This is a genomic window from Streptomyces sp. XY431 (assembly GCF_001279805.1).
Lineage (GTDB): Bacteria > Actinomycetota > Actinomycetes > Streptomycetales > Streptomycetaceae > Kitasatospora > Kitasatospora purpeofusca.
The window spans coordinates 13,285-31,545 of sequence record NZ_LGDO01000008.1 but is presented as its reverse complement, the minus strand read 5'-3'; the positions used below and the strand labels follow the sequence as shown (position 1 = coordinate 31,545).

12 protein-coding genes are annotated in these 18,261 nt (G+C 75.4%); 11 read left to right on the top strand and 1 reads right to left on the bottom strand.

What is annotated here, in order from left to right:
- Positions 1-400: 400 nt before the first annotated feature.
- The 11 genes from ADK60_RS02000 to ADK60_RS01950 all read left to right on the top strand — a co-directional run bounded on the left by ADK60_RS02000 (position 401) and on the right by ADK60_RS01950 (position 15,258).
- Positions 401-1,633: an aminotransferase class V-fold PLP-dependent enzyme gene (locus tag ADK60_RS02000; protein WP_053642657.1), complete on the top strand. Its 1,233-nt coding sequence runs from the start codon at positions 401-403 to the stop codon at positions 1,631-1,633.
- A gap of 281 nt (positions 1,634-1,914) precedes the next feature.
- Complete coding sequence (locus ADK60_RS01995) at positions 1,915-3,258, top strand: ABC transporter substrate-binding protein (RefSeq protein WP_053642655.1); 1,344 nt, start codon at positions 1,915-1,917, stop codon at positions 3,256-3,258.
- On the top strand, positions 3,255-4,187 hold the full coding sequence (locus tag ADK60_RS01990) for a carbohydrate ABC transporter permease (protein WP_045939307.1): 933 nt from the start codon (positions 3,255-3,257) through the stop codon (positions 4,185-4,187). The genes ADK60_RS01995 and ADK60_RS01990 overlap by 4 nt, the downstream gene beginning before the upstream one ends.
- Positions 4,184-5,092, top strand: coding sequence for a carbohydrate ABC transporter permease (locus ADK60_RS01985; protein ID WP_078896380.1), 909 nt, complete (start codon positions 4,184-4,186; stop codon positions 5,090-5,092). Before ADK60_RS01990 ends, ADK60_RS01985 begins: the two co-directional genes overlap by 4 nt.
- Before the next feature lie 8 nt (positions 5,093-5,100).
- A complete protein-coding gene (locus ADK60_RS01980) occupies positions 5,101-6,858 on the top strand; it encodes a glycoside hydrolase family 36 protein (RefSeq protein ID WP_053642654.1) in 1,758 nt (585 codons plus the stop codon).
- Positions 6,859-6,901: 43 nt separating this feature from the next.
- Positions 6,902-7,933, top strand: coding sequence for a LacI family DNA-binding transcriptional regulator (locus tag ADK60_RS01975; RefSeq protein WP_053642652.1), 1,032 nt, complete (start codon positions 6,902-6,904; stop codon positions 7,931-7,933).
- A gap of 95 nt (positions 7,934-8,028) precedes the next feature.
- Positions 8,029-9,276: a styrene monooxygenase/indole monooxygenase family protein gene (locus tag ADK60_RS01970; protein ID WP_053642650.1), complete on the top strand. Its 1,248-nt coding sequence runs from the start codon at positions 8,029-8,031 to the stop codon at positions 9,274-9,276.
- A 60-nt stretch (positions 9,277-9,336) separates the two neighbouring features.
- Positions 9,337-11,688, top strand: coding sequence for a serine/threonine-protein kinase (locus tag ADK60_RS01965; protein WP_053642648.1), 2,352 nt, complete (start codon positions 9,337-9,339; stop codon positions 11,686-11,688).
- 2 nt (positions 11,689-11,690) lie between these two features.
- Entirely contained in the window at positions 11,691-14,114 is a 2,424-nt protein-coding gene (locus ADK60_RS47395) for a protein kinase domain-containing protein (protein ID WP_053642646.1), read from the top strand.
- 119 nt (positions 14,115-14,233) lie between these two features.
- Positions 14,234-14,902 carry a DUF6232 family protein gene (locus ADK60_RS01955; RefSeq protein WP_234370895.1) on the top strand — a complete coding sequence of 223 codons (669 nt, stop codon included), beginning with the start codon at positions 14,234-14,236 and terminating at the stop codon, positions 14,900-14,902.
- The gene (locus tag ADK60_RS01950; RefSeq protein ID WP_053642643.1) at positions 14,899-15,258 is read left to right on the top strand and encodes a hypothetical protein; all 360 of its coding nucleotides are present in this window, start codon (positions 14,899-14,901) and stop codon (positions 15,256-15,258) included. Before ADK60_RS01955 ends, ADK60_RS01950 begins: the two co-directional genes overlap by 4 nt.
- A 75-nt stretch (positions 15,259-15,333) precedes the next feature.
- Here ADK60_RS01950 and ADK60_RS01945 read toward each other — a convergent pair whose 3' ends face one another.
- A complete protein-coding gene (locus ADK60_RS01945) occupies positions 15,334-18,138 on the bottom strand; it encodes an ABC transporter permease family protein (protein WP_159400258.1) in 2,805 nt (934 codons plus the stop codon).
- Between the last annotated feature and the right edge of the window lie 123 nt (positions 18,139-18,261).

Sequence of the window (18,261 nt, the reverse complement as noted above, 5' to 3'; positions counted from 1 at the left end):
GACCGAGCGCAGACGGGGGGTGGTGGGCACAGGAGCTCCAATTGAGCATGTGGGGGGTGCGCGGGGCGGGGCGTGCTGGGGGTTCGGAGCCGTGGGGGGCGCCGGGGCCGCCCGGACCGCGCGGGGGTTCGGTGACGCCGAGGGAAACGATGATGATCTCTCGACTCACTGACCAGTAAAATAGTAATGTCAAATTGCATTGCGCAAGGGCTGGTGGGAGGGCAGATCGGCCGCCGGTAACGAGAGGGTCTCGACCGGGGGTCGGTGGCGCGCAGGGTCTTGACGGGGAATCGACCGGGGGCGTTTGCTGGCCTCCGCTCGTTGAAGGTTGATCGGTTCTGTTCGTTTGTGTGGGATTTGAACGTTCAAATCGCTGCGCCCGCCCGACCAAGGAAAGGTCATGCCCGAGTACCTGAAGAAGTTCGCCGAGCCGTTCGGCTACCTGGACTTCGCCCGCTTCGGGCCGGTGTCGGACCCGGTCCGCCGGGTGCTGCTCCGCGAGGCCGACCGGCTCCACCGGCACGGCTGGGACGCGCTCGAGAGCCTCGACGCGGACACCGCGGCGGCGGCCCGGACGGCCGGCGGGCTGCTGGGCTGCGCGCCGCACGAGATCGCCTTCGTCGGCTCCACCTCGCACGGGCTCTTCGCCGCCGCCCACGCGGTCGGCGCCGGTGCGGGAGCCGCCGGTGGCCCGAGGACCGTCGGCGGTGCCGCGTCGGGCGGCACCGCCGACGGATCCGCCCCGGACGGGACCGTGCTGGTGGCGCGGAACGACTTCCCCGGCGCCGTCTACCCGTGGCTGCGCGCCGCCGACAACGGCGGACTGACGGTCCGCCTGCTCGAAGGCCCGGTCACCGCCGACCTGGTCCGGGAGCACCTGGACGACGAGGTGCGCGCCGTCGCCGTCTGCGCCGTCGACGCCGCGACCGGCTACCGGGCGCCACTGGCCGCGATCAAGGAACTGATCGGGCCGGACCGGATCCTGGTGGTCGACGCCGTCCAGGCCCTCGGCGCCGTGGAGTTCGCCGCCGACGCGGCCGACGTGCTCGCCTCCGGCGGCCAGAAGTGGCTCCGGGCCGGCTGGGGCGCGGCCGTCCTGATGGTCCGCGACCGGATCGCCGACCGGATCGGACCCGGGCTCAGCGGCTGGTCCGGTGTGGTCGACCCGATCGACGCGCCCGCCCACCCCTGCCCGCCCCGGCCCGGCGCCGTCGCCCACACCCTCACCAACCCCGACGGCCCCGCCGTCGCCGCCCTGGGCGCCGCGCTCGCCCTGGTGCGGGAGGAGGGCGCCGGCCGGATCGAGGCCCGGATCGGCGAGGTGCTCGGCGGACTGCTCGCCGCGGCCCGCGCCGCGGGCGCCGAGACCGGCGGCGGTCCGACGGCGGACGCCCCCTACGGCTCCTACCGCGGTACCGGCGACCCGGCCGCCCACGGCAGCGGGATCGCCCGGCTGCGACTGCCCGGCGCCGACCCCGCCGCCGTCCACCGCGCGCTGACCGCCGCGGGCCTGTCCACCACCCTGCGGGCCGGCTGGATCCGGCTCTCCCCGCACGCGAGCACCGACCCCGGGACCGCCGAGCTGCTCGGCGAGACGCTCGCCCACGTACGGCGGGGCGCCCGCACCGCCTGAGCGGACGCCCCGCGCCCGGCCGTCCCCGCCTTCGGGCGGGGCGGCCGGCACCCCGCACCACCGTGCACCCCGCACCACCGTGCACCCCGCAGCCGGTACCACCACGAACCCGGTACCACCCGGACCACCGAGCACCACCCGCACCACGACGCTCCACCGAGCGCCACGACGCACCACCCGCACCACGACGCACCACCGAGCACCACCCCGCATGCACCACCTGGCACCACCGACGTCCCACCCCGTCCCGCTCGACGTCCACCCCCTCAGAAGGGCATGCCATGTCACACCTCTCCCGTCGCGACCTGCTGCGCGCCTCCGGCGCCGGCCTGCTCACCCTCACCGCCGGCGGCGCCCTCGCTGCCTGCGGCGGCTCCAACGGCTCCGGCTCCTCCGGTGGGGACGCCGCCACCGGCACCATCACCGTCTGGTCCTGGACCAGCGCCGCCGACGCCCTGCGCGGCGTCGTGCCCGCCTTCGAGAAGGACAATCCGGGCATCAAGGTCGACGTCCAGGACGTCGGCAACCCGGCCATCTGGGACAAGATCACCGTCGGCCTGGCGGCCGGCGGCCAGGGCCTCGCCGACGTCCTGCACATCGGCTGCGACTACCTGCCCGGCTACCTGGAGAAGTTCCCCAACGGCCTCGCCGACCTCTCCGCCCTCGGCGCCGACGCCCACAAGGACAAGTTCGCCAAGGGCCTGTGGCCGGTCGTCACCGACAAGGACGGCAAGGCCCGCGCCCTCCCCTGGGAGGTCAACGCCCAGGGCTTCTTCTACCGCAAGGACATGTTCGACCGGGCCAAGCTCGACCCGACCACGTTCGAGACCTGGGACGACGTGATCGCCGGCGCCGACGCCTTCAAGGCGGCCAACCCCGGTGTCGGCGTGCTCGGCATCAACAAGCCCGGCACCCCCGGCCCCGACGTCGACTTCCTGCAGTCCCTGATGCAGCAGCAGGGCGCGTTCTTCTTCGACCTCAAGGGCGACATCACCCTGACCTCGCCCGAGTGCGTCCGCGCCCTCACCCTGGTCAAGCGCCTCAACGACGCCGGCCTCGTCATCGAGACGCCCGGCTCCACCGCCTGGCGCACCCAGATGAAGGACAGCCAGCTCGGCGCCGGCCCGCAGCCCTCCTGGGCCGCGCACTACATCGAGACCAAGTTCCCCGACCTGAGCGGCAACTGGCGGCTCACCCGGCCGCCGGCCGTCACCCCCGGCGGCAAGCGCACCGCCATCGTGAACACCACCCACCTGGCCGTCGCCGCCTCCAGCCCCCGCCGCACCGCCGCCTGGAAGTTCGTCGAGTACGCGCTCACCCGGGCCGACTCGGTCAATGCCATGTTCAAGGCCGGCAGCGTCTTCCCGGCGCTCACCGCCGCCTACCAGGACCCGATCTACAGCGAGCCGAGCGCCTACTACGGCGGCCAGCCGGTCCTGAAGACCTTCACCGACCTGCTCTCCGAGGGCGGCGACGCCACCAACTACTCCGGCGACTACGCCCGCGCCCTCAAGCTGGTCAGCGACGCCCAGACCAAGGTCCTGGTCAAGGGCGGCGACCCGGCCGAGGCGCTCCAGGACGCGGCCAAGCAGCTGGCCCAGCAGACCGGGCGCAAGATCAAGTGACGGCCGCCGCTCCTCCGGCCACCCGGCCGGCCGCCCCGGCGGCGGTCCGCCCGGCCGCCGTCCGGCGCGCCAGGCTCCGCCGCCGGGCCGTGCCCTACCTGCTGCTCGCGCCCGCGCTGATCCTCTTCGGGGTCTTCAAGGCCTACCCGATCATCTCCTCGCTGCTGCTGTCGCTGACCGCCGGCTCCGGCAGCGTCACCCACAGCGCCGGCCTCTCCAACTACGAACGGCTGCTGCACGACCCGCAGTTCTGGACCGCGCTCGGCAACACCGCCCGGATCCTGGTCGTGCAGGTCCCGGTGATGCTCGCGCTCGCGCTCCTGCTGGCGGTCGGCCTCAACGCGGCGTTCGTCCGCTGGCGCACCGTGTGGCGGCTCGGCGTCTTCATGCCCACCGTCACCGGACTGGTCGCCACCGGCATCCTGTTCTCCTTCCTCCTCAACACCAAGGACGGTGCGGTCAACAACCTCCTGGACTCGATCGGCCTGCCGACCATCGACTGGTTCGGCGACGGCTTCTGGGCCCGGATGGCCGTCGTCCTCGTGCTGACCTGGCACTACACCGGCTACAACGCCGTCATCTACCTGGCCGGCCTGCAGGGCATCCCCAAGGAGCTGTACGAGGCGGCCATGGTCGACGGCGCCGGACCGGTGCGCCGGTTCCGCTCGGTCACCCTGCCCGCGCTGCGGCCCGTCCTGCTGTTCACCGTGGTGCTCTCCACCATCGGCACCCTCCAGCTCTTCGACGAGCCCTACGTCCTGACCCGCGGCGGCCCCGACAGCGCGACCCTCACGGTCTCGATGTACCTGTACGACAACGGCTTCCGCTACTTCGACTTCGGCTACGCCTCCGCCATCGCCTACGCGCTCACCCTGCTCGTCTCGGTGCTCGGCGCGGCCCAGATGCGCCTGATGGGAGAACGCGAATGACCTCTGCCGCCACCTCCGTCGAGCCCGTCGCGCCGGGCCCGGCGGCCCCGCCCGCCGTACCGGCGCCGACCGGCCCGAGCCTCTGGCGCCGACTGCGCGGCTGGCCGATCACCCTGGTGCTCGCCGCCGTCACCGGGCTGTCGATCGCCCCGTTCTACTGGCTGGTGATCGCCGCCACCCGCAGTGACGGCGAGATCTTCTCCTGGCCGCCGAAGCTGCTGCCCGGCTCCCACCTGGGCGACAACATCGGGCACCTCCAGGACCGGGTCGGCCTCGTCCGGGTCCTGCTCAACTCGCTGCTGGTGTCCGGCCTGCAGACCCTCGGCGGGCTCGTCGTGGCGCTGCTGGCCGGGTACGCCTTCGCCAAGTTCCGGTTCCGGGGCCGCACGGTGCTGTTCGCCGTGCTGCTGTCGACCCTGGTCGTGCCGGACCAGGTGATGCTCGTCCCGATGTTCAAGATGATGATGTCCTTCGGGCTGCTCGACAGCTACCAGGCGCTGATCCTGCCCGGCCTGTGCGTGCCGTTCGCGATCTTCCTGATGCGGCAGTCGCTCAGCGCCATGCCGGACGAACTGCTCGACGCCGCCCGGGTCGACGGCGCCGGCGAACTGCGGGTGCTGTTCGGCATCGTGGTACCGGTCATGCGGCCGGTGCTCGCCGCACTGGGCATCTTCCTCTTCCTCGGCTCCTGGAACAGCTTCGTCTGGCCGCTGATCGCCCTGCGCAGCACCGACATGCACACCCTGCCGGTCGCCCTCGCCACCCTCCAGGGCATGAAGGCCAACACCGACTACGGCTCGATCCTCGCCGGAACCGCGATATCCACCCTGCCGATGATGGTCCTCTTCCTGGTCCTCCAGCGGCAGTTCATCTCCGGCCTGCTGGCCGGTGCCACGAAGGGCTGAACCGAACCATGACGGACACCAGCGACGAGATCTGGGAACCCCACGCCCCCGCCACCACCGCGCGCCCCCGCCCGGTGGACCTGCCCGGCCCCGCCGCCGGACGGCTGGAGCTGCTGGTCGCCGGGACGGCGAGCGTGAACGTCCTCGCCGAGGGCGTCATCGAGGTCACCGCAGAAGACCCCCAGGACGGGACCGGGGACGTCCGGATCGAGTGGCGCACCCCCTGCGTCGACGTCACCTCCTTCTGGACCCCCGACCCGCGCGGCACCGGCTGGCTGCCCGCCTCCTGGAGCGCCCCGCGCCGCACCGGTCTCTCCCGCGGCGCCCCCGTCGCCGCCCTTGTCGGCACCGGCGACACCACCGTCTGCGCCTTCGCCGCCGACCGCGAGGAGGCCCTCGCCAGCGGCGGCGTCGTCGAGGAGACCGGCGAGTTCCGGTTCTGGGTCCAGGCCGCCGGCCGCCTCACCGTCCGCATCGACACCTCCGGCCGCCACTTCGGCCGCAGCCTCGCCGAACTCGCCGACTGGTGGGCCGGGGGCCGCCCGGTCCACGTCCCCGACGCCGCCCGCCTCCCCGCCTACTCCACCTGGTACGCGCTGCACCAGAACATCACCCCGGAGACCGTCGAACGGCAGGCCGCGCTCGGCAAGGAGCTCGGCCTCGACACGATCATCGTCGACGACGGCTGGATGACCACCGACCGCACCCGCGGCTACGCCCACTGCGGCGACTGGGAACCCCACTCGCTGCCCGACACCGCCGCCCACGTCGCCCGCGTGCACGACCTCGGCGTGCAGTACATGCTCTGGTACGCGCTGCCGTTCATCGGGAAGGACAGCGCCGCCTGGGCCGAGCTGAGCCGGTTCGCCCTGGTGGACGCCGCCCACATGGGCGCCGTCGTCGTCGACCCCCGGTACCCGGCCGTCCGCGCCCACCTGGTCGACCGGCTCGCCCGGGCCGTCGAGGAGTGGGGCATGGACGGGCTCAAGGTCGACTTCATCGACTGGTTCGGCGTCCAGGACCCGCCCGCCCCCGGACCCGAGGCCGACTGCGCCACCGTCGACGAGGGCCTGCACCTGCTGCTCGCCGAGATCCGCCGCCGGACCGTCGCCGCCGCGCCCGAGTCGATGATCGAGCACCGCCAGCCCTACGTCAGCCCCGGCCTGTGGCCCTACGCCACCATGGTCCGGGCCGTCGACTGCCCGCTCAGCGCGCAGGAGAACCGGCAGCGCGTCGTCGACACCCGGCTGATCGCCGGACCGCTCGCGGTCCACTCCGACATGCTGATGTGGCACCCCACCGAACCGGTCGAGCAGATCGCCTGCCACCTGATCAACGTCCTGTTCGGCGTGCCGCAGATCTCCGTCGACCTCGCCGTCCAGAGCCCCGCGCAGCGCGAGACGCTCGCCTTCTGGCTCGGTGTCTCCCGCGCCCACGTCGACACCCTGCAGCTCGGCGAGTTCCGGCCGGCCCGGCCCGACCTCGGCTACCCGATGATCGGCGCGATCGGCGACGGCACCACCGTCGTCGCCCGGTACGCGGCGCTGCCCGTCGCCACCGGCACGGACGCCGCCGGCGAGTGGCGTACGCTGCTGGTCGCCAACGCCGACGCCGACCCCGGGGTCCGCCTCACCGGCGGCCGGGGCACCGCCGAGGCAACCGTCCAGGACGCTCGCGGCCGGACCGTCGGCACCTCGACCGTCCACCTGGACGGCGGCCTCGTCGACGTCCCCCGGGGCGGCCTGCTGACCCTGCGCCGGGTCTGACGGCCGGCGCCCGGCGGGGCGGCACCCATGTGAAGGAGAACCGATGACCACCCCGGGAGCACGCCCCGCGCGCCGCGTCACCACCATCGCGGACGTGGCCCAGGCGGCCGAGGTGTCCCGGCAGACCGTCTCCAACGCACTCAACGCCCCGCACCGGGTCCGCCCCGACACCCTCGCCCGGGTCAACGCGGCGATCGAGCGGCTCGGGTACCGGCCCGACCAGTCCGCCCGGTCGCTGCGCACCGGCGAGCGCCGCACCATCGGCTACCTCGCCCCGGTCGACGACCCCTTCGACCCCAACCCGCTGATGGCGGGCTTCCTCGAAGCCCTCGTCGACGCGGCCGGGGCCGTCGGCCACCACGTGCTGCTCCTCCGCCCGGCGGCGGGGGAGCAGGACGTCCGGGCGGTGATCGACGGCGTGGTGGCGGCCCGCCAGGTCGACGGCCTGGTCCTCGCCGACGTCCTCCCCGACGACCCCCGTGCCGCCCACGCCGCCCGGGTCGGCATCCCCTTCGCCGCCTTCGGCCGCACCGGGCCCGGCCTCCCGCAGCACTGGGCCGACATCGACAACGCGGCCGCCACCGCCGAGGTCGCCCGCCACCTCGCCGCCCGCGGCCACCGCCGGGTCGCCTTCGTCGGCGCGGCCACCGCCCTGCCGTGGCTCGCCGCCCGCCGCGAGGGCTTCCACCGCGAGGCCGCCCGCCTCGGCCTCTCCCTCGCCCCGGCACCCCCCGCCGGCGGCCTCCGCGCCCTGCTGCGCGACCCGGACCGGCCGACCGCCCTCGCCACCGACAACGACCTCGCCGCCCTCGACATCTACGAGGCCGCCCGCGCGGAGGGCCTCCAGGTCGGCCGCGACCTCGCCGTCACCGGCTTCCACGACACCCCCCTGGCCCGCCACCTCCACCCGCCGCTGACCTCGATGCGGCTCCCCCTGCGGACCATCGCCACCACGGTCGTCACCCGTCTGCTGGCCCAGTTGCGCTCCGATGCCCCGGTCGGGGCGGAGGGGGTGGAGCTGGCGGCGGAGTTGGTGGTGCGGGAGAGTTCCGCGGGGGCCGCGCCCGGGAGTTGAGGGTGATGGCGGCTCGGCGGCCCGGTGCGGCACTCGCAGGACATGAACTGACGTAGCATCACCTCCTTCGTTCGTCGTCGGCACGGAGGTGCGGGATGCGTCGGGTTGCGATCGTCGGGGCGGGGCAGGCGGGGTTGCAGGTGGCCTTGGGGCTGCTGGCGGCCGGTGGGTACGAGGTGACGGTGGTGTCCGGCCGGACGGCGGGGGAGTTGCGGGCGGGGCCGGTGCTGTCGACCCAGGCGATGTTCGGTCCGGCCTTGCGGGTGGAGCGGGCGGCCGGGCTGGACCTGTGGGCGGGGGAGGCGCCGCAGGTGCGGTCGGTGGACGCCGTGCTGGTGCCCGAACCCGGCCTGCGGGCACTGGAGTTCACCATGACGCTGGACGAGCCCGCGCAGTCGGTGGACCAGCGGATCAAGATGGCGCGCTGGCTGGAGCTGGTCGAGGAGCGCGGCGGGCGGGTCGAGTACCGGGAGCTGGACCGGGCCGGGCTGGGCGCGTTGGCGGCGGCGCACGAACTGACGCTGGTCGCGGTGGGGCGGGGCGAGCTGGCCGGGATCTTCGCGCGGGACGCGGCCCGCTCGCCCTTCGACGCCCCGCAGCGGCGGCTGGCCGCGCTGTACGCGCACGGCGTGGGCGCACCCGATCCGGCGGCCGGCCCCCGGGCACGGATGCACGCGGTGCCCGGGGTGGGGGAGTTGTACCTCCAGCCGGCCCTCACGCACTCGGGGCCGTGCGACATCCTGCTGTGGGAGGCGGTGCCCGGGAGCGCGTTCGACTGTTTCGGCGACCGCCCGACGGGTGCCGAACAGCTGCGCCGGATGCGGGAGTTGATGGCGGAGTACCTGCCGTGGGAGGCGGCGCTGTGGGCGGCGGCCGAACCGACGGACGCGGGCGCGTCGCTGTACGGCGCGCTGACCCCGGTGGTGCGGCACCCGGTGGCGCGGCCGGACGGCGGGGCCGCGGTGCTGGGGATCGGGGACGCGCTGGTGGTCAACGACCCGATCACCGGCCAGGGCGCCAACAGCGCGGCGCGGGCGGCCGAGACATACCTGCGGGCGATCGTCGGGCGGGGCGACGGGCCGTTCACGGCGGAGTGGATGACGGAGCTGTTCGAGGGCTTCTGGCAGCGGCACGCCCGCCACGGGGTGGCGCTGACGGCGGACCTGCTGACGATGCCGGAGCACCTCCAGGGGGTGTTCGCCGCGGCGGCCGAGCACGAGCCGGTGGCCCGCCGGCTGGCCAGCACCTATGCCGAACCCGCCGACCACGCGGTCTGGCTGGCGACGCCGGAGCTGACGGCGGCCTACCTGGCCACCCTTCCCGGCCCGGGCCGAAGCGGCTGATCGGCTGTCATGATCGCGCCGTGGAGCCTAGGGTGTGAAAACTCACGGGGAGGGGACACGGTGGAGCAGCTCGGACCGACGGATCTGCGGCAGGCGGGGCCCTATGTGCTGGCCGGCCGGCTCGGGGCCGGCGGCATGGGGGCGGTGTACCTGGGCCGGGCGGCCGGCGGGCGGACCGTCGCGGTGAAGGTGGTGCGTCCGGAGCTGGCGGGGGACGGGTCGTTCCGGGCGCGGTTCCGGCAGGAGGTGGCGGCCGCGCGGCGGGTGTCGGGGGCGTTCACCGCGCCGGTGGTGGACGCGGACACCGAGGCCGCGGTGCCGTGGATGGCGACGGCGTTCGTGGCCGGGGTGCCGCTCCAGCGGGCGGTGTCCGCGCACGGTCCGCTGCCGGAGGGGACGCTCCGGACACTGGTCGCGGGGCTCGCCGAGGCCCTGGGCGAGATCCACCGCGCCGAGCTGATCCACCGGGACCTCAAGCCGGGCAATGTGCTGCTGGCCCTGGACGGCCCGCACGTCATCGACTTCGGCATCTCCCGGGCGGCCGACGACACCGGGCTGACCACCACCGGTTCGGTGATCGGCTCGGCGCCGTTCATGTCGCCCGAGCAGGCGCTCGGCGAGCCGCTGACACCGGCCAGCGACGTGTTCTCGCTGGGCTCGACCGTCGCCCACGCGGCGCTCGGACGGCCGCTGTTCGGCGAGGGCGTGGCGGCGGCCGTGCTGTTCCGGGTGGTGAACACCGAGCCGGACCTCGGCGGGCTGCCGGACGGCCTGCGGCACCTGGTGGCGGCCTGTCTGGCGAAGAACCCGGCGCACCGGCCGACGCCGCGCCAACTGGTCGAACTCGTCGAGCGGACCGGCCGCCCGGAGACCTCCGGCGGCTGGCTCCCGCCGGGGGTGGCGGCGGACGTGCTGGCGGTGCGGCGGCTGCTCACCGCCCCTCTGCCCGGCCCGCCCTCCGGCGTCTCCTCGGTCTCGCCGGTCTCGCCGGTCTCGTCGGTCACCGAGGGGCCGGTTCTCCCGCCGCCGACCGCCCAGGACGTCCTGGAGCGCCGCCCGCCCCGGCGCGCCCTGCTGCTCGGCCTGGGGATCGGCGGCGGGGTGCTCGCCGTCGGGGGGACGGTCGCCGCCGTCCTCGTCCGGCAGCACCGGCGGACACTCTCCGGGACGTCCTCCGCCGGGACGTCCTCCGCCGGGACGTCCTCCGCCGGGACGTCCTCGGGCGGGACGCCCTCCGGAGGGACGGCGTCCGACGCGGCGCAGGCCGTCGACCGGCCCACGGGGGCGGACGTCAAGGAGGGCGTGCTGTCCTGGAAGACCTCCCCGCCGGAGTCCTGTTCGCAGGCGCTCGCCGCCGGGGACCTGGTGGTCGGCGTGGGGGAGGGCGCCCTGACGGCCTTCGACCGGCACGGCACGGCGGCCTGGACCTTCGACGGCCGGGCCACCGGTCTGAGGCTGGCGGGCACGAAGATCCCCGGTCGGCGGGCGGTCCTGGACGGCGGCCTGCTGTACACCGGCGCGACGAAGATGGCCACGGTCACGGAGGCGGGGCAGCCGACCGTGTCGTCCACCACGGCCCTGCTCGCCGTCGACCCGGCGACCGGCAAGGAGGTCTGGCGGGCCGAGACCGAGGGATTCCGGACGGCCGGGTTCCTCCAGATCCTCGGCGTCCGGGCGGGCCGGGCGTACCTGTGCGGGCTCGGCGACGGGACGGGCAGGTTCACCGGCGGCCACGTCTGGGCGGTCGACCTCGCGGCCCGGGCGACCGCGTGGTTCCGCGGCTTCGACGGATTCGTCCTGGTCGGAGCCCTGCCGCCGCAGGGCGACCGGCTGCTCGTCGGCGGCGAGAAGACCGTGCAGGGCCTGGAGCGGGACGGTAAGACAGGCTGGTCCCGGGACACCGTCCTGTCGGGCGCCGGCGCGGTCGGCGGGAGCTTCCTGACCGTTGTCGACGGCACGCTCTCGGCACTGGACCCGGCCACCGGCGAACCGGTCTGGACCGTGCCGGGGGTGCTCCCGGCGGCCGGCGGCGGCTCCGGCAGCGCCGTCGCCGCCTCCGAGGACGGCGCCCTGCTGTTCTGCCTGCTGAAGGACACCGACGGCGGTTCCTCGCTGGGCACCCTGGACGCCGCCACCGGCGCGGTCCGCCGGCGCACCCCGCTGTCGCGCGAGTCCGGCCAGGGGCTGCCGCCGGTCGCCCGGCTCCAGTGCGCCGACGGCAATGTGTACCGGCTGGGCGCGGACGCCGTGCTGTGGGCCCTCGACCCCGCCGACGGCAGGCCCCGGTGGAAGTTCACCGGCCTCCGCGGCAGCGACCCCCAGAACCTCTCCTGGACGGCGGGCGGAGGACGGGTGTGCCTCGCCGACCCCTCCGCCGGCACCGTCGCCTCGCTGTTCGCGAACGGAGCCTGACCATGCGTGGACCGGAACCGGGGGACCCGACCAGGATCGGCCCCTACACCCTGCTCGGCCGGCTCGGCGCGGGCGGCATGGGCGTGGTGTTCCTCGGCCGCTCAACCGGCGGGCGCACCGTCGCGGTCAAGCTCGTCCGCCCCGAACTCGCCGGGGACCAGGGCTTCCGGGCCCGGTTCCGGCACGAGGTGCGGGCGGCGCGCGCGGCCTCCTCGGCGTTCACCGCGCCGGTGGTGGACGCCGATCCGGAGGGCCCGGTGCCGTGGCTGGCCACCGCCTTCGTGCCGGGGGTCGGACTGGACGAGGCGGTGCGGCTGGTCGGGGCGTTCCCCGAGCACGTGCTGCGGATCCTGGCGGCCGGGGTCGCCGAGGAGCTGCGCGCCATCCACGCCGTCGGGCTCACCCACCGCGACCTCAAGCCGAGCAATGTGCTGCTGGCCCTGGACGGCCCGCACGTCATCGACTTCGGTATCGCGCGGGCCGCCGACGGCAGTGTGATCACCGCCGAGGGCGCGATCTTCGGCACCCCCGCCTACATGTCCCCGGAACAGGCACTGGGGCGGACGGCGACGCCCGCGAGCGACGTGTTCTCGCTCGGCGCCACGCTGGTGCACGCGGCCTCCGGCGGCCGGGGGCCCTTCGACGGCGAGGGCGGCGGCCACCCGCTGGCGCTGCTGAACCGGGTGGCGCACGAGGAACCGGACCTGTCGGCGGTGCCGGAGGGGCTGCGGCCGCTGGTGGCCGCCTGCCTGGCGAAGGACCCGGCGGACCGGCCGGCGCCCGCGCAGGTGCTGGCCGCGGTGGCGCGGGACGGCTCGCCGCTCGGGGTGCGCGGACCGTGGCTGCACCCGGTGCTGGTGGAGCGGATCGAGCAGGCCGCGGCCGTCCTGGCACCGGACGCCGCCCCGGCGCCGCCACCACCCCCACTGCCGCCGTCGCCGGAGAACCCGGTGGACGAGCGGACCGTGCCCCTGCGCCCGGACGCGCCGCCGCGCCCGACCGTGCCGCTGCTCCCCGCCGCGCCGCCCCCACCCCCGCCGGCGGGCCCGTCCCGCCGCAAGCTGCTGTGGGGGCTGGCGGGCGGCGCTGCGGCGCTGGCGGGCGGAGGCGCCGCGCTCGCCCTCGGCCTGCCCGACGGCGGCGGGAGCGGCCGCAGCGGTGCCGCGCCGACCGGCGGCCCCTCGTCCGGTGTGTCGGCGGCCCCCGCCGCCGCGTCCGGGACCCCCTCGGCGACGCCCTCGGCGGCGGTCACGATCGGGTCCGGCACCGTCGCCACCCCGCTGTGGACCGGGCCGGTCACCGAGGCCCTGGTCCAGGTGGTGGGCTCGGAGCGGGCGGTCCTCGCCGTCGGCAAGGACCACATCTGGGCCTTCGACCTCACCGGCCGCCCGCTCTGGGGCCCGGTGCCCAATGCGATCGACTCGACCACAACCTATCTGGGCGGCACCACGGTCGCGCTGGACGGCTCCCGGGTGTACACGGCGACCAGCGGTGGCCGCGTCGGGTTCGACCGCCTGCTGCGCGCGCTCGACCTCGGTACGGGCCAGGAGGTTTGGAACACCGGGGAGTTGGCGAACCTGGTGCAGGCCTTCGCGCTGCCGGGCATACTCGACGGCTCGGTCTTCGTCACCGGCACCGCCTCCGTCGGCGCGACGGGCGACAGGACGACCGGCACCGTCTGGGCCGTCGACGCGCAGACCGGCAAGGTGAGCTGGTCGACCCGCACCCCGGACGAGGACTGGGGCCGGATCAGGCTGATGGTGCCCTCCTCGGGGCGGACCCTGCTCTGGGCGCGCGCCACCCTGCGCGGCGACGCGCCGAGGATCACCGGGATCGACGCCGGGGACGGCGGCCGGATCCGCTGGAACCAGCCGGCCCCCGGCGTGTCCACCACGGCCTCCCAGGCGAGCCCGGCGCTGAACGCCCTCTGGTACGACGGCCCGCACACCTCGGCGGGCGGTCGCTTCCTCTTCCTGTCCGACCACCTCTACGCGCTGGAGCCGGACACCGGCCAGGTGGCCTGGCAGTCCGCCGACACGGTGCTCTACCAGGGCGTGGTGGCCTCCCCGGACGGCGCCACCGTCTACGCCTCCGGGATCGACCGCGCGGACCTGGGCATGACCATGGTCGTCCGCTCCTTCGACGCCGCGACCGGCCGTCCCGGATGGACCGCCCGGACGGCCAGGGAGCCGACCGCACTGAAGCCGCCCGCCCTGCACTGCGCGGACGGCAACGTCTACCTCTACCTCGGCACCACGGTCCACGCCCTGGACGCGGCCACCGGCGCCACCGGATGGAGCTTCCAACTCGGCAGCACCACGGGCGGCTTCGGCCCGATCGCCCTGTGGGCGGGCGGCGGCCTGCTGTTCGGCAACACCGACCAGGGCCTGGTAGCGCTCCCCGCCGACGGGAAGCCCCGGGGCTGAGTGCGGCCGAGCGGTGCGGAGGGATTGTGCATGACCAGCCGTCAATGGCACGGTGATTGCACTTTCCCGGGGGCCGTCGATCGTGGACCGGACCCCGACCGGACACGCGAGGGGGAAGCGTGGCGAGGAACGATCAGCCTGACCGTCCCTGGCGGGACCCGGCGCGGCAGGTGCCGCCACCGCCGTCGGGACCGCCGACGATCGGGGACCGGGGCGGCCTGCCCTTCTCGACCGGCCCGTCGGCGGTGCTCACGGACTCGGTCGACCTGAGGGTCAGCAAGCGGCTGCTGTGGGTCGGCGGGGCCGCGTACCCGCTGCACAACATCGTGCGGGTCTATGCCTTCGTGCTGATGCCCAAGCGCAAGGAGGCGGTGCTGAGGTTCGCACGGCAGCTGGTGCAGGCACTGACGCTGGCCCTGCTGGCGGTGGTCGGCGCCGGGTTCCCGTTCGGGGTCGGGAAGGACGTCGAGCCGTTCAAGGGGCCGGCCCTGGTCGTGGCGCTGCTCTGGGCGGGGTACGGGTTCCTGGCGATGTTCGGTGTCCTCGCCGCGCCCGCGGTACCGGTGCTGGCGGTGGACACGGCCGGGAACGCGACGGCGCTGGTCGGGACCGCCGACCGGGGTCGGCTCCGCGAGGCGGTCAGGATCCTCTCGCACGCGTTGGAGAACCCGGAGATCGAGTTGGAGCTGTCGATCCGGTCGCTGACGGTCAACGCCGGGAACTACCACTTCGGCGACAACGTGAACATGTACGGCGGCAGCGGCAACACGGGGAAGGCGACGGGATGAGCGGGGACCACTTCCACGGCGACGTGGTGAACATCCACGGCGGCACCGACAACAAGGGCATCGTGCACCACCATCACGCGCCGGGCGCGGACGGCGGCCGGGCTCCGGAGGAACTCGTCCAGGCCGTCCAGGACTTGGTCGTCCTGCTGCGCGAACTCCGGGACGGCGTGGCGCCGATGGCCGCGGAGTCCATCGACGAGGCGCTGCCGGCGCTCACCGTCGGGCCGGGGGCGGTGCCGCGCGAGCGCCACCGGGCGCTGATGGCGGTGGCGGGCATCGCCGCCACGGTCGGAGCGGTCGGCGCGCCCGTCGTCGAGGCGGTGCAGCGGGTCCTGGGGCTGCTCGGCGGCCAGTAGGCCCCGACGCCGGGCCGGGGCGGGCTCCGGGCGGGGCGTATCGAGGACGGCCTCCGACCGGGGCCCGCCGGGCGCTCAGACCGTGTCGCCCGCCCGGAGCTCCTTGGCGATCTGGCGGCGGCCGGCGATCAGGGCCTCGGCCAGCACACCGGCCGTGACCAGGGCGGTCAGCGCCAGCGCCGGGGGGAGGACGGCGCCGAGGCGGAGCGGCAGGCCGGGCGGGACATCGGTGCCGAGCAGGGCGGACAGGTCGAGCGCCGGGCCGAGCAGGACGACGGCGGCGAGGGAGGCGAGCAGGCCGCCGGTCGCCGCGAGCAGCGTCTGCGGCAGGGTCTCGACCAGGATCAGCGCCAGCCCCTGACGGGGGCGCAGCCCCATGGTGCGCAGCCGGGCCAGCGCGGCGGACCGGTCGGGGGCGGCGCGGACCAGTGTGAGCAGGGCGGCGAGCAGGGCGAACGCGCCCGCGCCGGCGGTCCCGACGCGGAACACCAGGACGGCGGCCTGCCGCAGCGGGTCCTCGGTGAGTTCGGCGGTGAGCGCGGCACTGGTCTTCACCAGGTAGCCGTCCGGGATGTCGCCGGGGTTCGGGCCGACGACCGGGATGCCGGTCCGCCGCGCGGTGTCCGCGACGATCGGGTGCACGGGCAGGTCGCGGGTCAGCGACCGGACGGCCGTCTCGTCGATGTCGCCGACGGCGAACCAGTGGCCGTGGTCCCCCAGACCGGGCACCCGGGCGGTGGCGGGCCCGGCCGGGAGCACGATGAACGGGTGGGTGGAGTCGCGCAGCGCCGGGGTGGCGTCGATCGTGCCCGCGTACTGGGCGCGCAGTTCGCCGGTGCTGGTCAGGTAGATCCGCTCCGCCCCGGCCCGGCCGCCGAGCTGCTCGACCAGTCCGCGCGAGTACAGGGCGGGGACGGGGACTTCGCGTGCGTCCGGTCCGGTCGGGCCGTCGGGGGCGGCCAGCAGTGCCGGGTCGAAGGCGCCGCGCCCGACGGACCGGGAGATCTCCGCGTAGGCCGTCGGGTCGACGACCACCAGGCTGATGGTGAGGTGGCGTTCGCCCGGGCGCAGTACGGCCGCGTCGGTGAGCAGGGTGACATTGGTGGAGGCCCGGACGCCGGGCAGCCGGTCGGCCCGCTCGGCGAAGGAGTCGGCCAGGCCGAAGCCCTTGGGGGCGCTCACCATGACGTCGCCGCCGGTGGCCAGGCGGGCCTCGCGGGCCCGGCCGGAGTCGACCGCCTCGATCACGTCGGCGCCGAACCCGGCGGTGGTGACGGCGAGCAGCAGCGCGAGCGTCGGCAGGACGGCCGGGCGCGGCCGCCCGCCCGCGCCGCGTGCCGCGCCGGCCAGTCCGAGGAAGCCGACGGCGCCGCGCCGCCGGCCGACCGCGCGGGCGAGGGCGCCGATCAGCGGTGGCTGGATCCTGGCCAGCAGCAGGCCGGTGCAGAGGGCGATCAGCAGCGGGGCGGCGACCAGCAGCGGGTCGATCCCGGCCCCGGGCGGGGCGGCGCCGCGCCGCCGCACCTCGACCACCGCGGCGGCCGTCAGCAGGAGCAGGCCGAGTTCGCCGACGAGCCGGCGCGCGCCGTCGCGCCGGACGGCCCGGCGGGGGGTCAGCAGCACCAGGGCCCGGGCCGGGAAGGCCAGCAGCGCGCACAGGACGGCCGTCACCGCCGCGAACAGCGCGGCGCCCCAGCGGGGGGTGGGCAGCAGCAGGAGGGCGAGCAGCGTCCCGAGGGCGGCGCCGGGCAGGACGACGGTGGCGCCCTCGCCGAGCAGCCGTCGCAGCAGGTCCCGGCGGGAGCCGCCGCGGGCCTGGAGCAGCAGGAGTTCGGGGCCGCGCCGGTCGGCGGCCAGCGCGGCGGCCAGGCACAGGACGACGGTGACGACGCCGGCCAGCCCGGCCGGGCCGAGCGCCGCCAGCGGGGCGGCGGCGTCCCGTCGGGCGGTGGCCAGCGCGAAGAGGTCCGGCAGCGAGGAGAAGGTGCGCAGGTCGGTGCGGCCGGTGGCGGCCGCCAGGTCGGCGGCGGTGGGACCGCTCAGATAGCTCGCGAGTTCATGGGCGGCGTCGGGCAGCCGGTCGGCGCGCAGCGAGTCCGGGTCGACGGGCAGCCGCCAGGAGAGCTCGCCGCCCTTGGCCCACTCCATCAGCCGGGGCAGCTCGTCGCCGCCGGTCAGGCCGACCGCACTCCAGAAGCGGAGCCACTCGAAGGTCTCCGGGATCTCCAGGCAGGGCCGGCGCAGGCAGTAGAGGTCGGTCCAGTACGGGTCGCTGTCGTCGTTCACCCGGAAGGTGCCGACCACCTCGGTGTCCGGCGACCGCTTCATACCGGGCAGGAGTTCCTCCGTCAGCACGTCGCCGACCCGGATGTTGAGCTTCTCGGCGGTCGGCTCCGCGATCACGATCGGCAGCGGCCGGCCGGGGACGGCGGTCGGCCAGCGGCCCTCGACCAGGGTGGCGTGCTCGGAGAGCCCGGCCAGGTGGCGCAGTCCCAGGACCGGGGACGGGCCGTCGGGCCGGGACAGCTGCGGATTGCCGAGGACCTTCGTGCGAATGCCCCGCACGCCGAACACCGGTCCGCTCGCCGAGACGCGGAACTCCCCGCCGGTGCGGGCGGTCAGTTGCGCGGCGACCGAGGCCAGGGTGGCGGAGTCGTCGTCCGGGCGGAGGTCGGAGCGGCTGACCAGGCTGGTCGCGCCGATGCCGCGGTCGCGCAGGAAGTCGTGCAGGGCGGCGTCCTCGCCCCGGTCGACACCCCGGGGGAGCCCGGCGGAGAGCAGCACCACCACGAACACCAGCACGCCGTTGAGCAGCGCCGTCCAGGGTGCGGCCCGCAGCCGGGTGCGGACCCACCGGGCGGGCCGGTGCTCGGTGCGCACCGGGGGTGCGGTGGTTGCTGCCGCCGGGCCCTGCATCCGCGTTCTCCCGCCCCCGCGCCCGTCCCTGCGGGCGGGCGGTCGCCGATCCCGGCCCCTGGTGACCGGATAGCGGACGATGCTGTC

What these genes read in the sequence shown, in the direction of transcription:
- ADK60_RS02000 (WP_053642657.1), top strand. Translation starts at nt 401, where the DNA reads ATGCCCGAGTACCTGAAGAAGTTCGCCGAGCCGTTCGGCTACCTGGAC.
- ADK60_RS01995 (WP_053642655.1), top strand. Translation starts at nt 1,915, where the DNA reads ATGTCACACCTCTCCCGTCGCGACCTGCTGCGCGCCTCCGGCGCCGGC.
- ADK60_RS01985 (WP_078896380.1), top strand. Translation starts at nt 4,184, where the DNA reads ATGACCTCTGCCGCCACCTCCGTCGAGCCCGTCGCGCCGGGCCCGGCG.
- ADK60_RS01980 (WP_053642654.1), top strand. Translation starts at nt 5,101, where the DNA reads ATGACGGACACCAGCGACGAGATCTGGGAACCCCACGCCCCCGCCACC.
- ADK60_RS01975 (WP_053642652.1), top strand. Translation starts at nt 6,902, where the DNA reads ATGACCACCCCGGGAGCACGCCCCGCGCGCCGCGTCACCACCATCGCG.
- ADK60_RS01970 (WP_053642650.1), top strand. Translation starts at nt 8,029, where the DNA reads ATGCGTCGGGTTGCGATCGTCGGGGCGGGGCAGGCGGGGTTGCAGGTG.
- ADK60_RS47395 (WP_053642646.1), top strand. Translation starts at nt 11,691, where the DNA reads ATGCGTGGACCGGAACCGGGGGACCCGACCAGGATCGGCCCCTACACC.
- ADK60_RS01950 (WP_053642643.1), top strand. Translation starts at nt 14,899, where the DNA reads ATGAGCGGGGACCACTTCCACGGCGACGTGGTGAACATCCACGGCGGC.